The sequence below is a fragment of the Nocardiopsis sp. CNZ308 genome (assembly GCF_004217075.1).
The window spans coordinates 3,801,588-3,818,337 of record NZ_SHKJ01000001.1 but is presented as its reverse complement, the minus strand read 5'-3'; the positions used below and the strand labels follow the sequence as shown (position 1 = coordinate 3,818,337).

15 protein-coding genes and 2 tRNA genes are annotated in these 16,750 nt (G+C 71.8%); 1 reads left to right on the top strand and 16 read right to left on the bottom strand.

Annotation, left to right across the window (positions count from 1 at the left end):
* Nucleotides 1-143 precede the first annotated feature (143 nt).
* From EV372_RS16685 to EV372_RS16660, 6 genes are read right to left on the bottom strand one after another with little or no spacing between them, the layout of a single operon-like run.
* A complete protein-coding gene (locus tag EV372_RS16685) occupies nt 144-1,949 on the bottom strand; it encodes an ABC transporter substrate-binding protein (protein WP_130396723.1) in 1,806 nt (601 codons plus the stop codon).
* On the bottom strand, nt 1,946-2,134 hold the full coding sequence (locus EV372_RS16680; protein ID WP_130396722.1) for a hypothetical protein: 189 nt from the start codon (nt 2,132-2,134) through the stop codon (nt 1,946-1,948). The genes EV372_RS16685 and EV372_RS16680 overlap by 4 nt, the downstream gene beginning before the upstream one ends.
* A gap of 4 nt (nt 2,135-2,138) precedes the next feature.
* Nucleotides 2,139-3,188, bottom strand: coding sequence for an ABC transporter ATP-binding protein (locus tag EV372_RS16675; RefSeq protein ID WP_372497287.1), 1,050 nt, complete (start codon nt 3,186-3,188; stop codon nt 2,139-2,141).
* Entirely contained in the window at nt 3,181-4,242 is a 1,062-nt protein-coding gene (locus tag EV372_RS16670; RefSeq protein ID WP_130396721.1) for an ABC transporter ATP-binding protein, read from the bottom strand. The genes EV372_RS16675 and EV372_RS16670 overlap by 8 nt, the downstream gene beginning before the upstream one ends.
* A 3-nt stretch (nt 4,243-4,245) precedes the next feature.
* On the bottom strand, nt 4,246-5,121 hold the full coding sequence (locus EV372_RS16665) for an ABC transporter permease (protein ID WP_130396720.1): 876 nt from the start codon (nt 5,119-5,121) through the stop codon (nt 4,246-4,248).
* Nucleotides 5,122-5,134: 13 nt separating this feature from the next.
* The gene (locus EV372_RS16660) at nt 5,135-6,226 is read right to left on the bottom strand and encodes an ABC transporter permease (protein WP_130396719.1); all 1,092 of its coding nucleotides are present in this window, start codon (nt 6,224-6,226) and stop codon (nt 5,135-5,137) included.
* A gap of 322 nt (nt 6,227-6,548) precedes the next feature.
* Between EV372_RS16660 and EV372_RS16655 the strand changes: the two genes are divergently transcribed.
* Nucleotides 6,549-8,168: an alpha/beta fold hydrolase gene (locus EV372_RS16655; RefSeq protein ID WP_130396718.1), complete on the top strand. Its 1,620-nt coding sequence runs from the start codon at nt 6,549-6,551 to the stop codon at nt 8,166-8,168.
* Between the two features lie 194 nt (nt 8,169-8,362).
* Here the strand turns inward: EV372_RS16655 and EV372_RS16650 are convergent, their stop codons facing one another.
* The 10 genes from EV372_RS16650 to EV372_RS16605 form a co-directional block, all read right to left on the bottom strand.
* A complete protein-coding gene (locus EV372_RS16650; RefSeq protein ID WP_130396717.1) occupies nt 8,363-8,959 on the bottom strand; it encodes a septum formation family protein in 597 nt (198 codons plus the stop codon).
* Between the two features lie 209 nt (nt 8,960-9,168).
* Nucleotides 9,169-9,789, bottom strand: a complete 621-nt coding sequence (locus tag EV372_RS16645) for a septum formation family protein (RefSeq protein WP_130396716.1) — start codon at nt 9,787-9,789, stop codon at nt 9,169-9,171.
* Between the two features lie 237 nt (nt 9,790-10,026).
* Nucleotides 10,027-10,512 (bottom strand): septum formation family protein, encoded by a 486-nt coding sequence (locus tag EV372_RS16640; protein ID WP_130396715.1) that lies wholly within the window; start codon nt 10,510-10,512, stop codon nt 10,027-10,029.
* Nucleotides 10,513-10,964: 452 nt separating this feature from the next.
* Nucleotides 10,965-11,038: transfer RNA gene (locus tag EV372_RS16635), tRNA-Lys, on the bottom strand.
* 211 nt (nt 11,039-11,249) lie between these two features.
* Nucleotides 11,250-12,743 (bottom strand): hypothetical protein, encoded by a 1,494-nt coding sequence (locus EV372_RS16630; protein ID WP_130396714.1) that lies wholly within the window; start codon nt 12,741-12,743, stop codon nt 11,250-11,252.
* Nucleotides 12,740-13,609 (bottom strand): ABC transporter ATP-binding protein, encoded by an 870-nt coding sequence (locus EV372_RS16625; RefSeq protein WP_130396713.1) that lies wholly within the window; start codon nt 13,607-13,609, stop codon nt 12,740-12,742. The genes EV372_RS16630 and EV372_RS16625 overlap by 4 nt, the downstream gene beginning before the upstream one ends.
* Before the next feature lie 4 nt (nt 13,610-13,613).
* On the bottom strand, nt 13,614-14,009 hold the full coding sequence (locus tag EV372_RS16620) for a hypothetical protein (protein ID WP_130396712.1): 396 nt from the start codon (nt 14,007-14,009) through the stop codon (nt 13,614-13,616).
* Nucleotides 14,010-14,249: 240 nt separating this feature from the next.
* Nucleotides 14,250-14,323, bottom strand: a tRNA-Lys gene (locus tag EV372_RS16615).
* A gap of 137 nt (nt 14,324-14,460) precedes the next feature.
* The gene (locus tag EV372_RS16610; protein ID WP_013151531.1) at nt 14,461-14,646 is read right to left on the bottom strand and encodes a hypothetical protein; all 186 of its coding nucleotides are present in this window, start codon (nt 14,644-14,646) and stop codon (nt 14,461-14,463) included.
* A 159-nt stretch (nt 14,647-14,805) separates the two neighbouring features.
* Nucleotides 14,806-16,725: an AfsR/SARP family transcriptional regulator gene (locus tag EV372_RS16605; protein WP_130396711.1), complete on the bottom strand. Its 1,920-nt coding sequence runs from the start codon at nt 16,723-16,725 to the stop codon at nt 14,806-14,808.
* Between the last annotated feature and the right edge of the window lie 25 nt (nt 16,726-16,750).

Sequence of the window (16,750 nt, the reverse complement as noted above, 5' to 3'; positions counted from 1 at the left end):
GACGTACAGGAGACTACCTTCCTCCGCCGCGAATGCGCATCAAGGGTCATCATTCCGGCGTAAAAGAGAGAGTACGCACAGAAGGGGCGGGGCCGTGCGGCCCCGCCCCCGGGTGCGGCCCGGTCCCCCGGCCCCGCCGTCCCCTACCCGGCCGCCTCCAGGCCGCCCTGCATCAGCGACAGGATGATGTGGTTGTCCCGGTAGATCTGGTTCTGGGCGGCGGGGTGGTCCTCGGGGAAGGACTCCACCCGAACCCCCTCCAGCGCCGGGGCCAGGTACTTGTAGGTCCAGATCGGGATGCGCGGCAGCAGCTCGTTGAAGACGATCGCCATCGTCTTGAGGGCCTCGGTCTGCTCCTCCTCGGTCTGCGCGGTCTTGGCCACCTCGACCAGCGCCTCCAGGTCCACCTCGCCCCGGCTGGGGCTGTCCACCTTCAGGTCGAAGTCCTGCCCCGGGGTCTCGCCGGTGCGGGCGTTCTCCACCAGGAAGTTCATCTGGAAGGCGCCCCAGTACTGCGGGATCTCCGGGTTGCCCCAGTGGCGCACGGCCACCTCGAAGTCACCTGCGGCCCAGATGCCCCAGGGGTTGTCCGCGGGCACGTTGCGCGCCGTCGTCTTGATCCCGAAGGCGTTCCAGGCCTCCTCCACCTGGGTGGCGGTCAGCTCGAAGTCGCCCCAGCCCGCGACGCCGATGATCTCGTAGCTGGCCTCCTGACCCTCGGCGGTGTGCCAGACCCCGCCCTCCTTGGTCCAGCCCGCCTCCTCCAGCAGTTCGGCGGCCCGGTCCGGGTCATGGTCGTAGGCGGCGAACTCCGCGAGCTCCTCGGGGGTGAAGATCTGCTCGGTCTGGAGGTCGACCAGCCCGGAGTAGTACCGCACCCGGTCGTAGGCATCGCCCCGCGCCACCTGGCCGATCTGGTCGCTGTCGAGCAGGTGCTTGAGCGCCTTGCGCACCCGCACGTCCTTGAGCTCGGGCTTGGCCGCGTAGTTGAACATCAGTCCGCAGCCGTCGTAGCCGGGGTGCTCGATCCACCGGAACCCCTCGACGCCGCGGAACGCCTGCTGGTCGGCGGCGGAGGTGGCCAGGGTCGAGTAGTCGACCTCGCCCTGCTGGATGAGCAGGGAGGCCTGGCGGTTGTCGCCCTTGTGGACGACCACCTCCTCGAAGTTCACCTCCTCGCCCTGGTAGCCGGTGCTCTCGCGCACCAGGGTGATCCGCGCGTCGGACATCTGGGCCCGGTCGAAGGTGTAGGGCCCGCTGGTGATGATCTCCTCGGGGTTGAACTCGATGAACTCGGCGTTGAACTCGGTGTGCTCGTCGTCGCCCTGTCGGACGCCGTCGGCCACCATCGCGATCGCGCGCTCCCCGAAGTCGCCGTAGGTCGACTTGGAGAAGATCCGGTGCTTGACGACCTGGAGCTCGATGCCGGGGAAGGGGTTGTCGAAGCGCGCGCGGACGCTGAGGTCGTCCAGCTGCTCCAGCTCGGTGATCTGCGGGAAGCCCACCGACCACGCGGGCGCCTCCAGGACCCGGATGGCGTAGTTCTGGTGCAGGTCCTCGGCGGTCAGGTCGGTGCCGTCGCTCCACTTCAGGCCCGGGCGCAGGGTCACGACGAGGTCGTCTCCCTCCCAGGCGCTGTTCTCCAGGAGCAGGTAGTCCCACTCGTGGGTCTCCCAGTTGTAGAACGCGCCCGCGGGCAGGAAGAGGTCGGCGTACACGGAGTTCATCAGCAGCGCGCCGTCCTCCACGGCGACGTTGCGCGTCTGGGCGGCCAGGTCGAAGTCGAAGACGCCCGTGAACTGGGCGGTTCCGTCCGAGGCGTTGTCTCCGCCCGCGCAGGAGGACAGCACGCCGGCGCCGGCGACGCCCGCCGCGCCGAAGCCGATCGTCCGGAGCAGGCGCCTGCGGCTCAGGTCCCGCATCAGGGGGTGGGGGGTGGAAGGGGTCATCGGCGCTTCCTTTCGAGTAGGACGGCGAGCAGACCGAGGGAGAGCACGACCAGGCCGATCACGACGGTGAGGGCGCTGATGACGAACTCGGCTGTGCCGGGGGGTGTGAGAACGAGCATGAGTGCGCTGGTCAGGGTGAGGAAGGCTCCGGCGAGGAGTCCGAAACGGCCGACGACCGCGAGCACGGACTCACCCCCGGCTGACGACGTGGCAGGCGAGCAGCCGCTCGTGCGCGGGGACCAGCGGCGGCCGGACGGTGTCGCAGTCGCCCTCCTCGTAGAGGGGGCAGCGCGGGTGGAAGTCGCACCCGGACGGCAGGTCCGTCAGGTCGGGGATCTCGGAGCCGCGCAGCCTGATCCGTTCCCGGTTGTGCGCCAGGTCGGGGTCCGGTTCGCAGACGGCGTCGATGAGCGCCTTGGTGTAGGGGTGCTGGGGATCATTGACCACGCGCGGGGTGGGGCCGTGCTCGACGATCCTGCCCAGGTACATGACGGCGATCTCGCCCTCCCAGGCGAAGTACTTGGCCACGGCCAGGTCGTGCGTGATGAACAGGAAGCCCACACCGAGGTCGTCGCGCAGCCGGCCGAGGGTGTTGAGCAGGCTGACCCGGATGGACACGTCGAGCATCGAGGTGGACTCGTCGGCGATGATCACCTCGGGGTCCATCGCCAGGGCGCGGGCCACGGCCACGCGCTGGCGCTGGCCGCCGGACATCTGGTGCGGGTACTTGTCGAGGTACTCCTCGGCCGGGGTGAGGTCGACCCGCCGCAGGAGTTCGGCGGTGGCCCGGCGGGCCTCGTGCCTGTCCTTGACCAGCCCGTGGCGGCGCAGTCCCGCCGAGACGGTCGAGTAGACGGTGCGCACGGGGTTGAGCGAGGCGTAGGGGTCCTGGTGGATGAACTGGACCGAGCGGCGGAAGCGTCTGCGCTCGCTCCGGTCCATTCCGGCGACGTCCCCGCCCCGGAAGAGCACGGAGCCCCGGACGGGGTCGGCCAGGCCCGCGGCCATGCGGGCGCTGGTGGTCTTGCCGCAGCCGGACTCCCCGACCAGGCACAGCACCCGTCCGGGGCGCACGTCCAGGTCGACCCCCGCCACGGCGGGCACGTCGCCGCGCGGGGTGGAGAAGACCTGGTGCACGCCGCGCAGGCTGAGCACCGGCGGCGGGGCGTCCCCGCCGCCGCTGGCGGGTGCGGCACCGGGCTCGGGCCGCGGGTCCGCTGGAACGGTCCGGTCAATCACGGGTGGCCCCCTCGGTGGAGAGTTCGTTCGAACGCAGGCAGGCCGCGGCGTGGCTCAGCCCCTCGGGGCGGTGCGTGAGCACGTCGAGCACGGGTCGGGTGGACGCGCACCGCTCGACGGCGTGCTCGCAGCGCGGCGCGAAGGAGCAGCCGGGGGGCAACGCGGAGAGGCTGGGCGGGCCCCCGGGCAGCGACTCGGGAACCCTGAGGTCGCCGGTGACCGGGGGCACCGAGTTGATCAGCGCCGAGGTGTAGGGGTGACGGGCGCGGTGGAAGATGTCGCGGGTGGTGCCGGTCTCGATCATCCGTCCCGCGTACATGGTGGCGACGCGGTCGGCGAGTTCGGCGGCCAGGCCCAGGTCGTGGGTGATGAAGACCATCGAGAAGCGCAGTTCCTCGCGCAGCTCCGCGAGGCGCTCGACGATGGAGCGCTGGGTGAGGATGTCCAGGGCGGTGGTGGGCTCGTCCAGGATGAGCAGCTGCGGCTCCAGGGCCAGGGCGAGCGCGATGAGGGTGCGCTGGCGCATGCCGCCGGAGAGTTCGTGGGGGAAGCTGTCCAGCACCCGGGCGGGGTCGAGCCGGACCGTGCGCAGCAGCTCGGCGGAGCGTTCGAGGACCTCGGCGCGCGTGCGGCGGCCCCGGTCGTGGGCGCGGAAGGTGTCGAGGAAGTGGTCGCGCACCCGCAGCACGGGGTTGAAGGCGTTCATGGCGCCCTGGAAGACCATGGCCGCCTCGTTCCAGCGGAAACGGCGCAGGTCCTCGCGGGCGAGGGTGCGCACGTCGACGAGGCGGCCGTCCTTGCGGCGGAAGAGGACCTCGCCCGCGGAGAGGACGCCGGTGCGCGGGAGCAGCCGGAGCAGGCCCAGGCCCAGGGTGGTCTTGCCGCAGCCGGACTCCCCCACCAGGGCCATGGACTGGCCGGGGTGGAGGTCGAAGGAGACGTCGCGTACCGCGGTGACCTGTTTCCTGCGGCCGGTGCGGTAGCCCACGTCGACCCCCCTCACCGACAGGAGGGGGCCCTCGGCGGACGGCGGGGCGGCGGTGTGGTCGGTCATGGCTCACCTGTCCCGGAGTCGTGGGTTGAGGGCCTGCTCCAGGGACCGGGTCATGGTGACCAGTCCGATCTGGAAGAGCATGATCATCACCATCGGGGCGATGAGGAAGGGCGCGGCCTGGGGCAGCAGGAAGGCGTTGTTGTTCCAGGCCTGCTGGATCATCAGGCCCCAGTTGTCGGCGGTGCTGGGCAGCAGGCCGAGCAGGTACATGCCGACCACGGCGTAGATCGCGTTGGTGATGGCGATGATGAAGTTGATGAAGATGTAGCCCGCCATGTTGGGCAGCACCTCGACGAAGAGGATGCGCGCGGTGCCCAGGTCCTGGAGCCGGGCGGCCTCGACGAACTCGCGCTCCCTGAGGGTGAGCACCTGGGCGCGGATGGAGCGCATGAGGTAGGGCCAGGTGACCAGGCCGATGATGAGGGAGACCACCAGCGGCGAGGAGGTGCGGAAGAACGACGCGATGACCAGCATCAGGACGACGAACGGGATGGTCATCGTGATGTCGGTGAGCTGGAGCAGGAAGTGGTCGATCCGTCCGCGCACGTACCCGGCGACGCCGCCGAGGACGACCGCGATGGCCACGGTGATCACGGCGGCGACGAAGCCGACCCAGATGGGTTCGCGTCCGCCCAGCACGAGCTGGGTGAAGGTGTCCTTGCCCTGGTGGTTGGTACCGAGCCAGTGCTCGGCGGTGACGGGCCCCCAGATCGCGGTGACGTCCGTGGGGTTGTGGTGGTCGATGAGCAGCGGCCCGACGAAAGAGAAGAGCAGGACGCTCAGGACCAGGCAGAGGCCGACGAACCCGCTGGTGCTGCGGGTGAGGCCCTGCCAGATCGTTCCCCAGACCCCGGGGGCTGCGGTGGTGGTGACGGCCATGTCCGGTGGGCTCCTACGTTCGGATGCGCGGGTCGAGGCGGCTGTAGAGGAGGTCGGCGACGAGGTTGGCGACCACCACGCAGGACGTGATGATGATGAGCAGCCCCTGTAGGAGCGGGTAGTCGCGGTAGTTGACGGCGTCCAGGAGCAGGCCGCCGACGCCCTTGTAGACCAGGACCTGTTCGACGAAGATCGCGCCGCCGACGAGGGTGCCGAAGGAGATGGCGATCTGGGCGACCAGCGGCAGGACCGCGTTGCGCCCGACGTAGGAGACGGCGATGCGCCGGTCGCGCAGCCCCCGGGCGCGTGCGACGGTCACGTAGTCCTCGCCGAGCACCTCCGTGGTGGAGGCCTTCATGATGAGCATCCAGGTGCCGATGATGGCGAGCACGTAGGTGACGATCGGCAGGGCCGCGTGGTACAGGGCGTCGCCGAGGAACTCCGCGTTGAACCCCGCCTGGACGCCGGGGCTGATCGTGCCGCGCAGGTCGATGGGGTCGAACCACCCCAGGTACATGCCTCCGCCGAAGACCAGGGCCATCGCGATGAGGTAGTTGGGGACGGCGCCCAGGACCGAGGCGAGGACGCTGAGCACGTGGTCCAGGAGGCGGTTGCGCCAGTAGGCCATCACCATGCCCAGGGCCAGGCCGAGGACGACGGCGATGACGGTGCCCACGCCGATGCTGAACAGGGTCCAGGGCAGGTAGGCGCCGATGGCCTCCATGACGCTCTGGCCCGGCCGGTTGATGGTCATGCCCAGGTCGAGGGTGACCAGGCCGACCAGGAAGTCCCACCACTGCTGGTACAGGGGGGCGTCGGGGTCGTAGGCCAGCGAGTTCATGGCGATGACCCGGGCCTCCTCCATCGACATGCCGCCCTGCGTGAGGCGCCCGGCCATCACGTCGATCGGGTCTCCGGGCATGGCGCGGCCGAGGAAGAAGGTCACGTTGGCGACGACGAACACCACGACGACGGCCTTGCGGACCTTGACGGCGGCGTAGTGGCGCCAGATCCGCGGTAGCAGGGGCGCGGGCGCGTCGGTGCGGGCCGACGCGCCGCTTCCGGCGCGCGGCGGTGGTGGGGAGGCCGCGATTTCGGTGGCCACGGGGCTCCTTCGGGGGGCGCAGGGACTCCGTTTCTATTAGGAAAGTTTCCTAATAGAGGGTTCACGGTAACCCGAGCGGTGTGGTCCAGACCACCTTCGTGACCAAACGGCGTCTTGCGAGCGACACGATCGACATCACAAAACGAACAAAAATCGATAAACCGCCACATATGTTTGCCGCGTCGATTGGCCGAACCCGGCCACATGAGCACACTCATGACATTTGTGGGTGTTGTCATCACACGGGCGGTTCGTACGGTTACGTCTCCGAAGTACACGATCCCGTTCCCCCGAACGGACCGAAGACGCGGAGGCGACCCCCGTGCGCACAGCACGCGCAACCACACTGGCCTCGACCGTCCTGGTGACGGCCCTGGCCGCATCCCTCGCGGCGGCCTCCCCGGCCGCGGCCGACCCCCTGGACTCCCCCGCCGACGACACCGCGCTCGCCGAGTTCCACGACCAGGAACCGGCCTGGGCGCCCTGCACCGAGGAGGTACTCCAGGGACTGGAGTGCGCCGACGTCGTGGTCCCGCTCGACTACTCCGACCCCGGAGGCGAGCGCGTCACCGTGGCCATCAGCCGGGCCCGCGCCACCGACCCCGAACAGCGGCGCGGCATCCTGCTCACCAACCCCGGAGGACCGGGCGGGCACGGCCGCAGCGTCCCCCTGCCACTGGACCCGCAGACGGGCACCGGACTCGTCGGCGGCCTGCGGGTCGCCGAGGTGTACGACGTCATCGGCATGGACCCCCGCGGCAGCGGCGGGTCCTCGCCCAGGCTGGACTGCGGCTCGGAACCGCCGCCCGTGTACCCGAGTCCCACGGACGGGGAGATCTCCGAGGCCACCCGGTCCGCGATCCGCTACCAGCGCGCCTGCGAGCAGGCCGAGGGCGGCGTCCGCCCGCACATGACCACCGCCAACACCGCCCGCGACATGGACGTCATCCGGGCCGCCCTGGGTGAGGAGCGGACCAACTACCTGGGCTACTCCTACGGCACCTACCTGGGCGCGGTCTACGGGAGCCTGTTCCCCGAGCGGCTGGACCGCAGCGTGCTGGACTCGTCGGTGCACCCCGACGGCATCTGGCGCGACGTCTTCATGATGCAGGCACCGGCCTACAGCGAGAACATGGACCGCTACACGGCGTGGGCAGCGGGGTACGACGACGTCTTCGGCTTCGGTTCGACCCGGGAGGAGGTCTACGCGACCTTCGAGGCGACCGCCGAGCGGCTGCGGGAGGAACCGCTCGAGCTCGCGCCCGGCGTGTTCTACGACAGCCACCTGTTCCACATGGACGTGGGCATGAATTCACGCTTCCAGGACCAGTGGGACGTGGTGTCGGAGTACCTGGGGTACATCGTGCACGGCGAGCCCCTGCCCCAGCCCCTCGCCGCCCAGGCGAGCACCCTGGCCGAGGAGGAGTACGGCACGGCCACCATCGACCTGCAGACGGCGGTGCTGTGCGAGGCCGAGTGGCCCGAGCGGATCAGCACCTACCACGCGGACGCCCGGGAGTACCGGGAGGAGCACCCCTACGGCAGCGGCGCCTACTGGGCGCTCGCCCATCCGTGCACCTTCAACGGCCTCGACCGGCCCGAGCCCCCGGTCGAGCTGGAGCGGGAGGGCTACCCCGAGGCGCTGGTCATCGCCGGTGAGTTCGACGCCAACACGGCCTACGAGGGCGGCCCGGCCATGGCCGACCGGCTGGACAGCCCCCTGATCACCGTCGCCGGGGACGGCGGGCACGGCTTCTACCTCCCCGGCGGCCTGGACTGCGTGGCCGAGGCGGTGGACGCCTACCTGGTGGACGGGGCCCGGCCCGAGGACCTCACCTGCCAGGGCCTGCCCCCGGCGGAGGTCGACGGGGAGGTCGAGGTGGAGGCCGAGGACCTCGTGGCGCTGCGCGACCGGACCGGTCCGAGCGGCCTGGGGATCTGACCCAGGAGACGACGGCGGCCCGCGCCGCCCCTCGCGGGGTGGCGCGGGCCGTTCTCACCGCGGCCACGGAGGATTTTTCATCCCAGGATCGGATGAATCGGATTCTCGGGGGCTCCGCGCTCCGGGGGTCGCCCGTCCATGGGGACGGCGGGAGGGGAAGCGGGGTGGGGACAGGGCCCCGCGGTTCCCGCTGCTCAGCGGTTGGCGCCCGCGAGGGTGCCGGTGACCGTCTCACCGATGTTGGCGGTGGTCGCGTAGCAGATGATCTCGCGGTCGTTGGCCTGGTCCCAGCTCTGCTGGGTCGGGGTGAGGTAGTAGGCGTAGATCTCCGACTCGAAGTAGTCGACGCCGATGAAGTCGGTGAAGTTCTCGCCCTTGCAGATCTCGTCGGCCTCGGTCTGTACCGCCGAGTCGCCGGGGTACTCGGCGTCGGTCATCTGGTGGGAGTAGAAGAACTCCGAGTCGTGCTCCTCAGCGCAGTCCACCAGCGGGACCTCGCTGATCCCGTCGCTGAACAGCGCGGTCTCCATCTCGGACTCGATGAAGCAGTCGCCCACCTCCAGGGAGAACACGTCGACGGTCCCGGGAGAGACGGGCTCGGTGGTCTCCTCGGACTCGGTCGGCGCCGCGGCGTCGGTGGGCTCGGGGGCGACGGTCTCCCCGCCGCCCTGGAGGGCGGGGGGCAGCAGGGGAAGCGAACCACAGGCCGTCGTGGCCACCAGGGTGGCGCCGACGGCCAGGGTTCCCAGGACGACACGGCCGAAGAGCGGGCGGCGCGTTGCGGACAGCATGGGGAACTCCACTGGATCGTTCGGTACTGATGCCGATGGGGGACGGAATCGGCGACACATACCCAGATGCCGGGGACGTGAAGAAGGTTTCGTCCCAGGTCCGGATGCGTCAGGTTCTGTTACCTCCCGGGCACCGCGTGACGCGCGCCGCCTCAGGGGGAGCGGCGGGAGGGAGGGCGGGGTGGGGCAGGGCCCCGAGGTCCCGGCGCTCAGCGGTTGGCACCCTCGAGGGTGCCGGTGACCATCTCGCCCGTGTTGGAGGTGGTCACGTAGCAGATGATCTCGCGGTCGCCGAGCACGTCCCAGCTCTGCTGGGTCGGGTAGAGGTGGCCCGCGTAGATCTCCGAGTAGGCGTACTCGACACCGATGAAGCTGGTGAACTCCTCCCCGGTGCAGATCTCCTCGGCCTCGGTCATCGTCGCGTCCTCGCCGGGGTACTCGGCGTCGGTCATCTGGTGGGAGTGGAAGAACTCCGAGTCGTGCTCCTGGGAGCAGTCCACCAACGGGACCTCGCTGATCCCGTCGCTGAACAGCGCGGTGTTCATCTCGGACTCGACGAAGCAGTCGCCCACCTCCAGGGAGAACACGCCACCGTCTCCCGGAGCGACGGGCTCGGTGGTCTCGGTCTCCACCGGCTCGGCGGTCTCCGTGGACTCGGTCGGCTCCGGGGTCTCCTGGGGCTCGGGGGCGACGGTCTCCCCGCCGCCCTGGAGGGCGGGGGGCAGCAGGGGAAGCGAACCGCAGGCCGTCGTGGCCACCAGGGTGGCGCCGACGGCCAGGGTTCCCAGGACGACACGGCCGAAGAGCGGGCGGCGCGTTGCGGACAGCATGGGGAACTCCACTGGGTCGTTGGGTACTGATGCCGACACGGGGGAGGGGATCGGCGCCACCTGTCCGGGTGCACGGGGCTCGCGGACGTCGTCATCCCGGGTCCGGGTTCGCCGGACCGAGGGCTCCGAACACCGCGCGGCGTTCGTCGCCGCAGGTGGGAGGGGGAGGGGGGAAGGGCCGCTCGTGCGGCCGGGGAGGCGAAGGCGGGGCAGGGCCTGCGCTGTCCGGGGGGACGCTCAGCGGTTGGCGCCCGAGAGGGTGCCGGTGACCATCTCGCCGGGGGTGTTCACGTAGCAGATGATCTCGCGGTCGTTGAACTGGTCCCAGGTGTCCTGGGTGGGGTAGATGTGGCCGACGTAGATCTCCGACTCGGCGTAGGGGACACCGATGAAGTCGGTGAAGTTCTCGCCGGTGCAGAGCTCCTCGGCCTGTGTCTTGGTCGCCTCGTCGCCGGGGTACTCGGCCTCGGTCATGTCGTAGGCGAAGAAGAACTCCGAGTCGTGCTCCTCGGCGCAGTCCACCAGCGGGATGTTGCTGACCTCGCCGCTGGCGAGAGCGGTGTTCATCTGCTCCTCGACGAAGCAGTCGCCGACGTTGAGCTCCATCACGTTGCCGGCACCCATGAAGGACATGAGGGCACCGCAGCCGCTGAGGGCGAAGACACTGCCCGCGGCGAGCGCCGAGACGCCGGCGGTACGCAGGAGGGGGGAGAAATTCGACATGGGGATACTCCGAAAGTTATGCATGGGGCTCGCCGACCTGAGAGAAGCGGCGAGAAGGTAACAATTCACTACCTGGGGGTTTATGTCAATTTCATCTGCGAAAACGACGGAATGACAGTGGACCGTCACGGTGTGCTTCCACGGCCTCTCCCTCGCCTCACCCCTATGGGATGCCGCAAACGCGAAGCAGCACATCACAGACCTATGACGTTTTCCGGAGCCGCGTCCTCGTCCGCGCGGTCACGGAGGACGGACCGCAGGCACGCGGGCTCCGGGAGCGGATTCCGGAAAAGGACAGCGGAGGGCTTCCGGCGGAGCGGGGGGAGTGAACGCCTTCGGGGAGGCGCGCGGAAAGCGTGAGGGCGCGGCAGGGCGTCCCCGCGCCCCGCACAGGGCGCCCCACGGAAAAAGCGAGGGCCCCGGCCGTTTCCGGCCGGGGCCCTCGCCTCGGGTGCGTCATCAGGGACTCGAACCCCGGACCCGCTGATTAAGAGTCAGCTGCTCTAACCAACTGAGCTAATGACGCCTGTTGTTCACCGCCAGGCCTCCCGGCCGCGGCGACAGGGACAACTCTACCCGACCGGTGGAGTGCCCCGCGCCGCGAACCGCACGATGTGGGGCACGCCACCGCGGCGGCCGCCTCCGCGCCGGTGGCGGCCCGGACGGCACGGCGGCCCCGGGCGGAAGGCGGTGCCTTCGACCCGGGGCGGCGCGGACACGGCGGGACGTGCCCGGCCTCAGACGCTCAGTCTGCGCGCCTGCCCGGCCAGCAGGGCCACCGCGAGCAGGACACCGGCCACCGCCGCCACCAGGACGGCGGGCGGTCCCTCCCCGGTCATGCCCATGAAGTCGGCGGCGGCGATGCCGTTGACGGCCAGGTACCACAGCATCGGGTACAGCACCCGGAACAGCGTCGGGGTGCGGCCCAGCGTCCCCAGCGCCGCGGCCAGGGCCGGGACGAAGACGGCCCCGGCGCACCAGGCGGCGACGGCGGCGGTGTCACCGGCGGCCGCCAGCCGCACCAGCGGACCGGCTCCGGAGAGCACCGCGAGCAGCACACCGGCCGCCCACGCCGCCACGTGGCGGCGGACCGGACCGGGGTAGGCGGCGAGCAGCGCCTCCACGCCCGTGCCGACCTGGGCGGTCGAGACGCGGGCCCACACCAGTACCGGCCAGATCCAGCAGGCGGGGAGCACGACCGCGCGCACCGCCTCCACCGGGAGCCACAGTCCCGCCGCGCCGAGCACCACCGCCCCGAGCCACCACCACACCGACACCCCGGCCAACAGGATCCGCAGCTCCGCCCAGACCAGGCCGCGGGGCGCGGGCGGTCGGACGGCGCGTGCGGCGCGAGGACCGGGCCGAGCCCCGGCCCCGACACGCGGTACGGGCTGTGTGCTCCGTACACGGAACCACGCGGCGGACACCGACACCAGGGCGAGGGCCCCGGCGACGATGAGCAGCCGCTCGGTCAGGAAGGCCCCGCCGAGGGCCAACCCCTCCCAGGGGACCGGGACGAGGGGCTCGTCCACCCTGGTGAACCCGAGGCTGAACTCCCCCTCCGCCTCGATCCCGGCCCGCGCCATCCCGGCGTCGAAGGGGTCGGCCAGAGTCTGGACCCCGATACCGCCGAACGGTGCCCGGCTGCTCTGGCCGCCCAGCACCACGGCTATCCAGACCGGGATCCAGAGGAGGTCGGCGAACCCGCCGCGCAGCCCGGGAACGGTGTCGAACACCAGCGCCACCGCCGCGACGGCGACCACGACGGGGACCGTGACCACCAGGAAGGGCAGCACCAGCCCCACCGGGTCGACGGCGGTGTCCTCACCGCGCGTCCACCACATCACCAGGGCGACTCCGACCAGTACCGCGACCATCGACAGCAGGACCGCGACGTTGCTGAGGAACTTACCGGCGAGGTAGCCCAACGACCGCAGCGGTGTGACGGCCAGTACCTCCCCCGCACCGGTGCTCCGGTCGCGGGCGACCGCGCCGCGGACGACGTAGAAACCGCCGAGGGCCAGCCACAGCGCCCCGCCCAGGGCCACCACGGCTCCCACGTAGGCCATGTCGTAGACCCCGCGGTGCCCCCCGGCGTCGACCACGGTCCAGTGGCCGTCGGCCGCGGGCACGGCCAGGTAGGCGAGCGTGGCCGCGCCCAACAGGGTCAGGGCGTAGGAGGGGCGGCGGATCCGTTCCCGGAGGTCGCCGAGCGCGAGCCGGGGGATCATCGCACCGCTCCCACGGCCGCCCGGTAGGCGTCCTCCAGTTCCGGCGCCACCGGGACGGCGTCGGACGTGGGCCGCTGTTCGGACAGGAGCCGGGCCCGGACGCGTCCGTCTCCGTCGCGCAGGGCGCGGACCACGGTGTGGCGCTGTTCCAGGGAGGCCAGACCCGCGGGGTCCGCGGTGGTCTCCCACACCCTCCCCGCCAACCGCCCCGCCAGGTCGGCCGGGCGGCCTCGGCGGACCAGGCTTCCGCCGACCACCACGGCCACGTCCGTGGCGACCGCCTCCACGTCGGTGACGATGTGGGTGGACAGGACGACCACCCGGTCGGCGGCCAGTTCGCTGAGCAGGGAGTGGAAGCGTGCGCGCTCCTCGGGGTCGAGGCCGACGGTCGGCTCGTCCATGATGATCACGCGCGGGTCGTTGAGCAGGGCCTGGGCGATGCCCACCCGCCGCACCATACCGCCGGAGTAGGTGCCCAGGCGCCGGTCGGCCGCGCCGTCGAGTGCGACGAACTCCAGCAGTTCGCCGATGCGGGCGCGGGCCGTGCGTGCGCCCACCCCCTTCGCCGCGGCGAGGTAGGACAGGAACTCGCGTGCGGTCAGGTTGGGGTAGAAGCCGAAGTCCTGCGGCAGGTAGCCGAGGGTCCGCCGCAGGGGGCGCGGCCGCGCGGTCACGTCGGTTCCCTCGAAGAGGACGCGTCCGCTGGTGGGTCGGGCGGCCGTGGCGACGATCCGCATCAGCGTCGACTTGCCCGCGCCGTTGGGGCCGAGGAGGCCGAGCACGCCCGGCCGGAGGCTGAGGGTGACACCGTCGACGGCGCGGAGGCCGCCCCGGTAGACCTTGGTGACGTCGGTGAGGTCGAGCACCGGCTCACCGGCCGGTCAGGTCGGTCGGCTCGCCGTCGCGCAGCACCCGCACCCCGGTCGGGACCTCCACCCGGAACCGGTCCTCGTAGACGCAGACCCCGCTGCAGGAGTTCTCCAGGCGGAGCGTGCCGTCCTCCAGCGACCAGGTCGAGGTGACTCCGGGGTCGCCCCAGGTGTCGATCCACCGGGTCACCTCGACGTCGGTGCGGTCGGCGGGGACGAGGTCGGTGTGCGTCCCGTCGGCGACCACGTCGAGCACGTCGCCGTCGAAGGGAAAGGTGGTCGTGTCCGGTTCGGCCCGGGCGGGGTCGGGCCAGCCGCACCCGGACAGCAGGCTCACCGCCGCGACCGCGGTGAGTACCGCCGCCGGACGTGTCCTCGTCGTGATGAAGGTTCGCATGCGACAAGGCAACCGGTTCCACGGGCGCGGATCACTACGCGTGGACGCCGTATCGGGAGTAGGGCGGGCCCTACCCCGGGCCTGGCCCCGGACCCGCCCGCCGGACGGCCCGTGGACGTGCGCGGGGTGGGGGCGGCCACCGATCCGGCCCGGGCCCCGCCGCGCGCCGGCGGCGGCGCGGGCGGGCAACACGAAGGCCCCGGGCGGAAGGCGGTGCCTTCGACCCGGGGCCGTTGTCTGTGCGCCATCAGGGACTCGAACCCCGGACCCGCTGATTAAGAGTCAGCTGCTCTGACCAACTGAGCTAATGGCGCCTGTCATGCCATGGTACCGGCCCTGCGGGCCTCCCCTGGCGACGTCGTTAACTCTAGCAGGACCGCAGGAGGGCCGCGAACCGGTTACGGACCGGCGGGAGTGGCGGTCCTCCCCTCGGTCCCCTGCCTCGAAGTGCCTAGGCGAAGGCCAGGAACAGCGCGACGATCACGGCGATGAGCAGGACCGCGCCGACGACGGCCAGCACGATCGGCATGACCGGGCGGCGCGCGGGCTCCTCGGTGCTCGGGTTCTCGTCGACGAAGCGGCGGAAGTGCTGCGTGGTTCCCGCCGGGTCCATGTTGGGATCGTTGTTCTCTGTCATGAGGTTGACCCTAGCGACTCATGGGAGTGATGAGGACCCCCGTGGGTATATCTCATCCTTTTCGCTACACGCTCTTGGCCCTCCCCCGCCGCGCACCTGCGGGGACCGCGCTGGGCGACGCGGCGCGTACTCAGCGTCCCCCGGAGGACGGCCACTTTCTCACCCGGGTGAAAGCCGAACGTAAGATCCCCGTTCGACACTGGTGTCGGGAGGACGGGACTCGGCCGGTACTTCCCCGCGGCCGTGCCGTCCCTCCCGGGGCCCGGCACGCAGCACGGCGGCCATCCGGGCCGTGGGTGTGCTCCCGCGTGCCGGGTCCGCCCCCTCCAGTCGGCGCACCAGCTCCGCGGCGGACCGGTCCGGGCGGGTGTCGTCGAGCCAGACCGCCGCCATGCGCAGCGCCAGGGGCAGGTGTCCCAGGACCCGGGCGAGGCGGCGCAGCACCGGCTCGGCGTGCCGGTTCCGCCCCTCCCGCGGGCGCAGCAGGTCCACCGCCGCGTCCGGGGGGAGCGGCCCCACGGGCAGGGCGCGCAGGCCGTCGCGCACCAGCAGGTCGGTCAGCCAGTAGCGGCTGGTGACGAGCGCCGCGCACCCGGTGCCGCCGGGGAGCAGGGGGCGCACCTGGCGCACGGAGGCCGCGTTGTCCAGGACCAGCAGGACGCGCCGGTGCGCCAACAGCGTGCGGACCCGCGCGGCGGCCTCGTCGGCGTCCATGGCCTCGGTGCCTCGGGTGCCGGTGGACAGGGAGCGCACCAGGCGGCGCAGCACCTCGACCGGGTCTCGCGGGCTGCCGTCGCCGCCGCGGAGGTCGACGTAGAGCTGTCCGTCGGGGAAGTGCGGCGCGGCCGCGCGGGCCCAGCTCAGGGCGAGGGCGCTGGCTCCGGCGCCCGCGGGGCCGCGCACCAGCGCGCTGCCGGGGGCGGTGCTGGAGGGGTCCACCAGCCGGTCCAGTTCGGCCAGGGCCTCATCGCGCCCCAGCAGCGCGGAGGGCGCGGCGGGCAGCTCGGCCGGGGCGAGGGCGGCCGACACCGGGGCGGGCGCGTGGACCGGGTCGTCGCCGCGGCCGTCGCGTTCCTCCGCCTCCGCCGGGACGTCGGGATCGGCGCCCGGTCCGGATCCGGCGCGGGGTCCCGCCTCCGGTTCGGTGCCCGGCGCGTCGGCTGACCCGGCGTCCGGTCCGGTGTCCGTGGAAAGGGGCCGGGCCCCGGCGCCCTCCTCGACGGAGGCGCGCTGGCGCGGGACGCTGGTTCCCGGGGCGCGGTCGAGGTCGCCGCGCAGGATGCCGTGGAAGGTCTCCTGGAGTTCGCGGCCCGGGTCCGCGCCCAGGTGCTCGGCCAGCGCGTCGCGGGTGCGCGCGTACACGCGCAGGGCCTCGCTGGGGCGCCCGCAGCGGTAGAGGGCGGTCATCTGGACGCGGATGAGGGGTTCGCGCTCGGGGTGGTCGGTGGCGATGGAGCCGATCTGGTCGGCCACCCGCTCGTGGTCGCCCCGGGCCAGGGCGGCGCCGAACCCCTCCTCGGCGGCCCGCAGGAGCTCCTCGTTCAGGGGCGGGATGTCGCGCTCGTGCAGGACGGGGCTGACGATGTCGGCCAGGACGGGGCCGCGCCACAGGCGCAGGGCGCTGATGAGCAGGTCGGCGCGGTCGGAGGGGTCGGCGCTCCCGTCGGCGCGGCGGACCAGGGAGCGAAAGCGCAGCAGGTCGCACTGGTCCTCGGTGAGGTCCACCCGGTAGCCGCCGTCGCCGCCCGTGATGAGCGGGGTGCCGCAGTGCTGGTCCAGGACCGCGCGCACGCGGGTCACGTGGACCTGGAGGGCGCTGCGCGCGGACGGGGAGGCCGGGCTCCCCCAGACGCGTTCGATGAGGTGTGCGGTGGGGACGGTGCGCCCGGTGTTGAGCAGGAGGGTGGCCAGCAGGGCACGGCGCTTGTCCCCGCGCAGGCGCAGCGGGGCCCCGTCCATCTCGACGCCGAACTGCCCGAGCAGTCCGACGCGCAGCCCGCTGGCGGTGTGTCCGGACGCGCCCTGCCGGGCCTGTCCGGCCGTGTCGTGCCACCGCCTCGCCGGGTCGCTCAGCGACACAGCACCCTCCCCCTCGCGGGGCGCG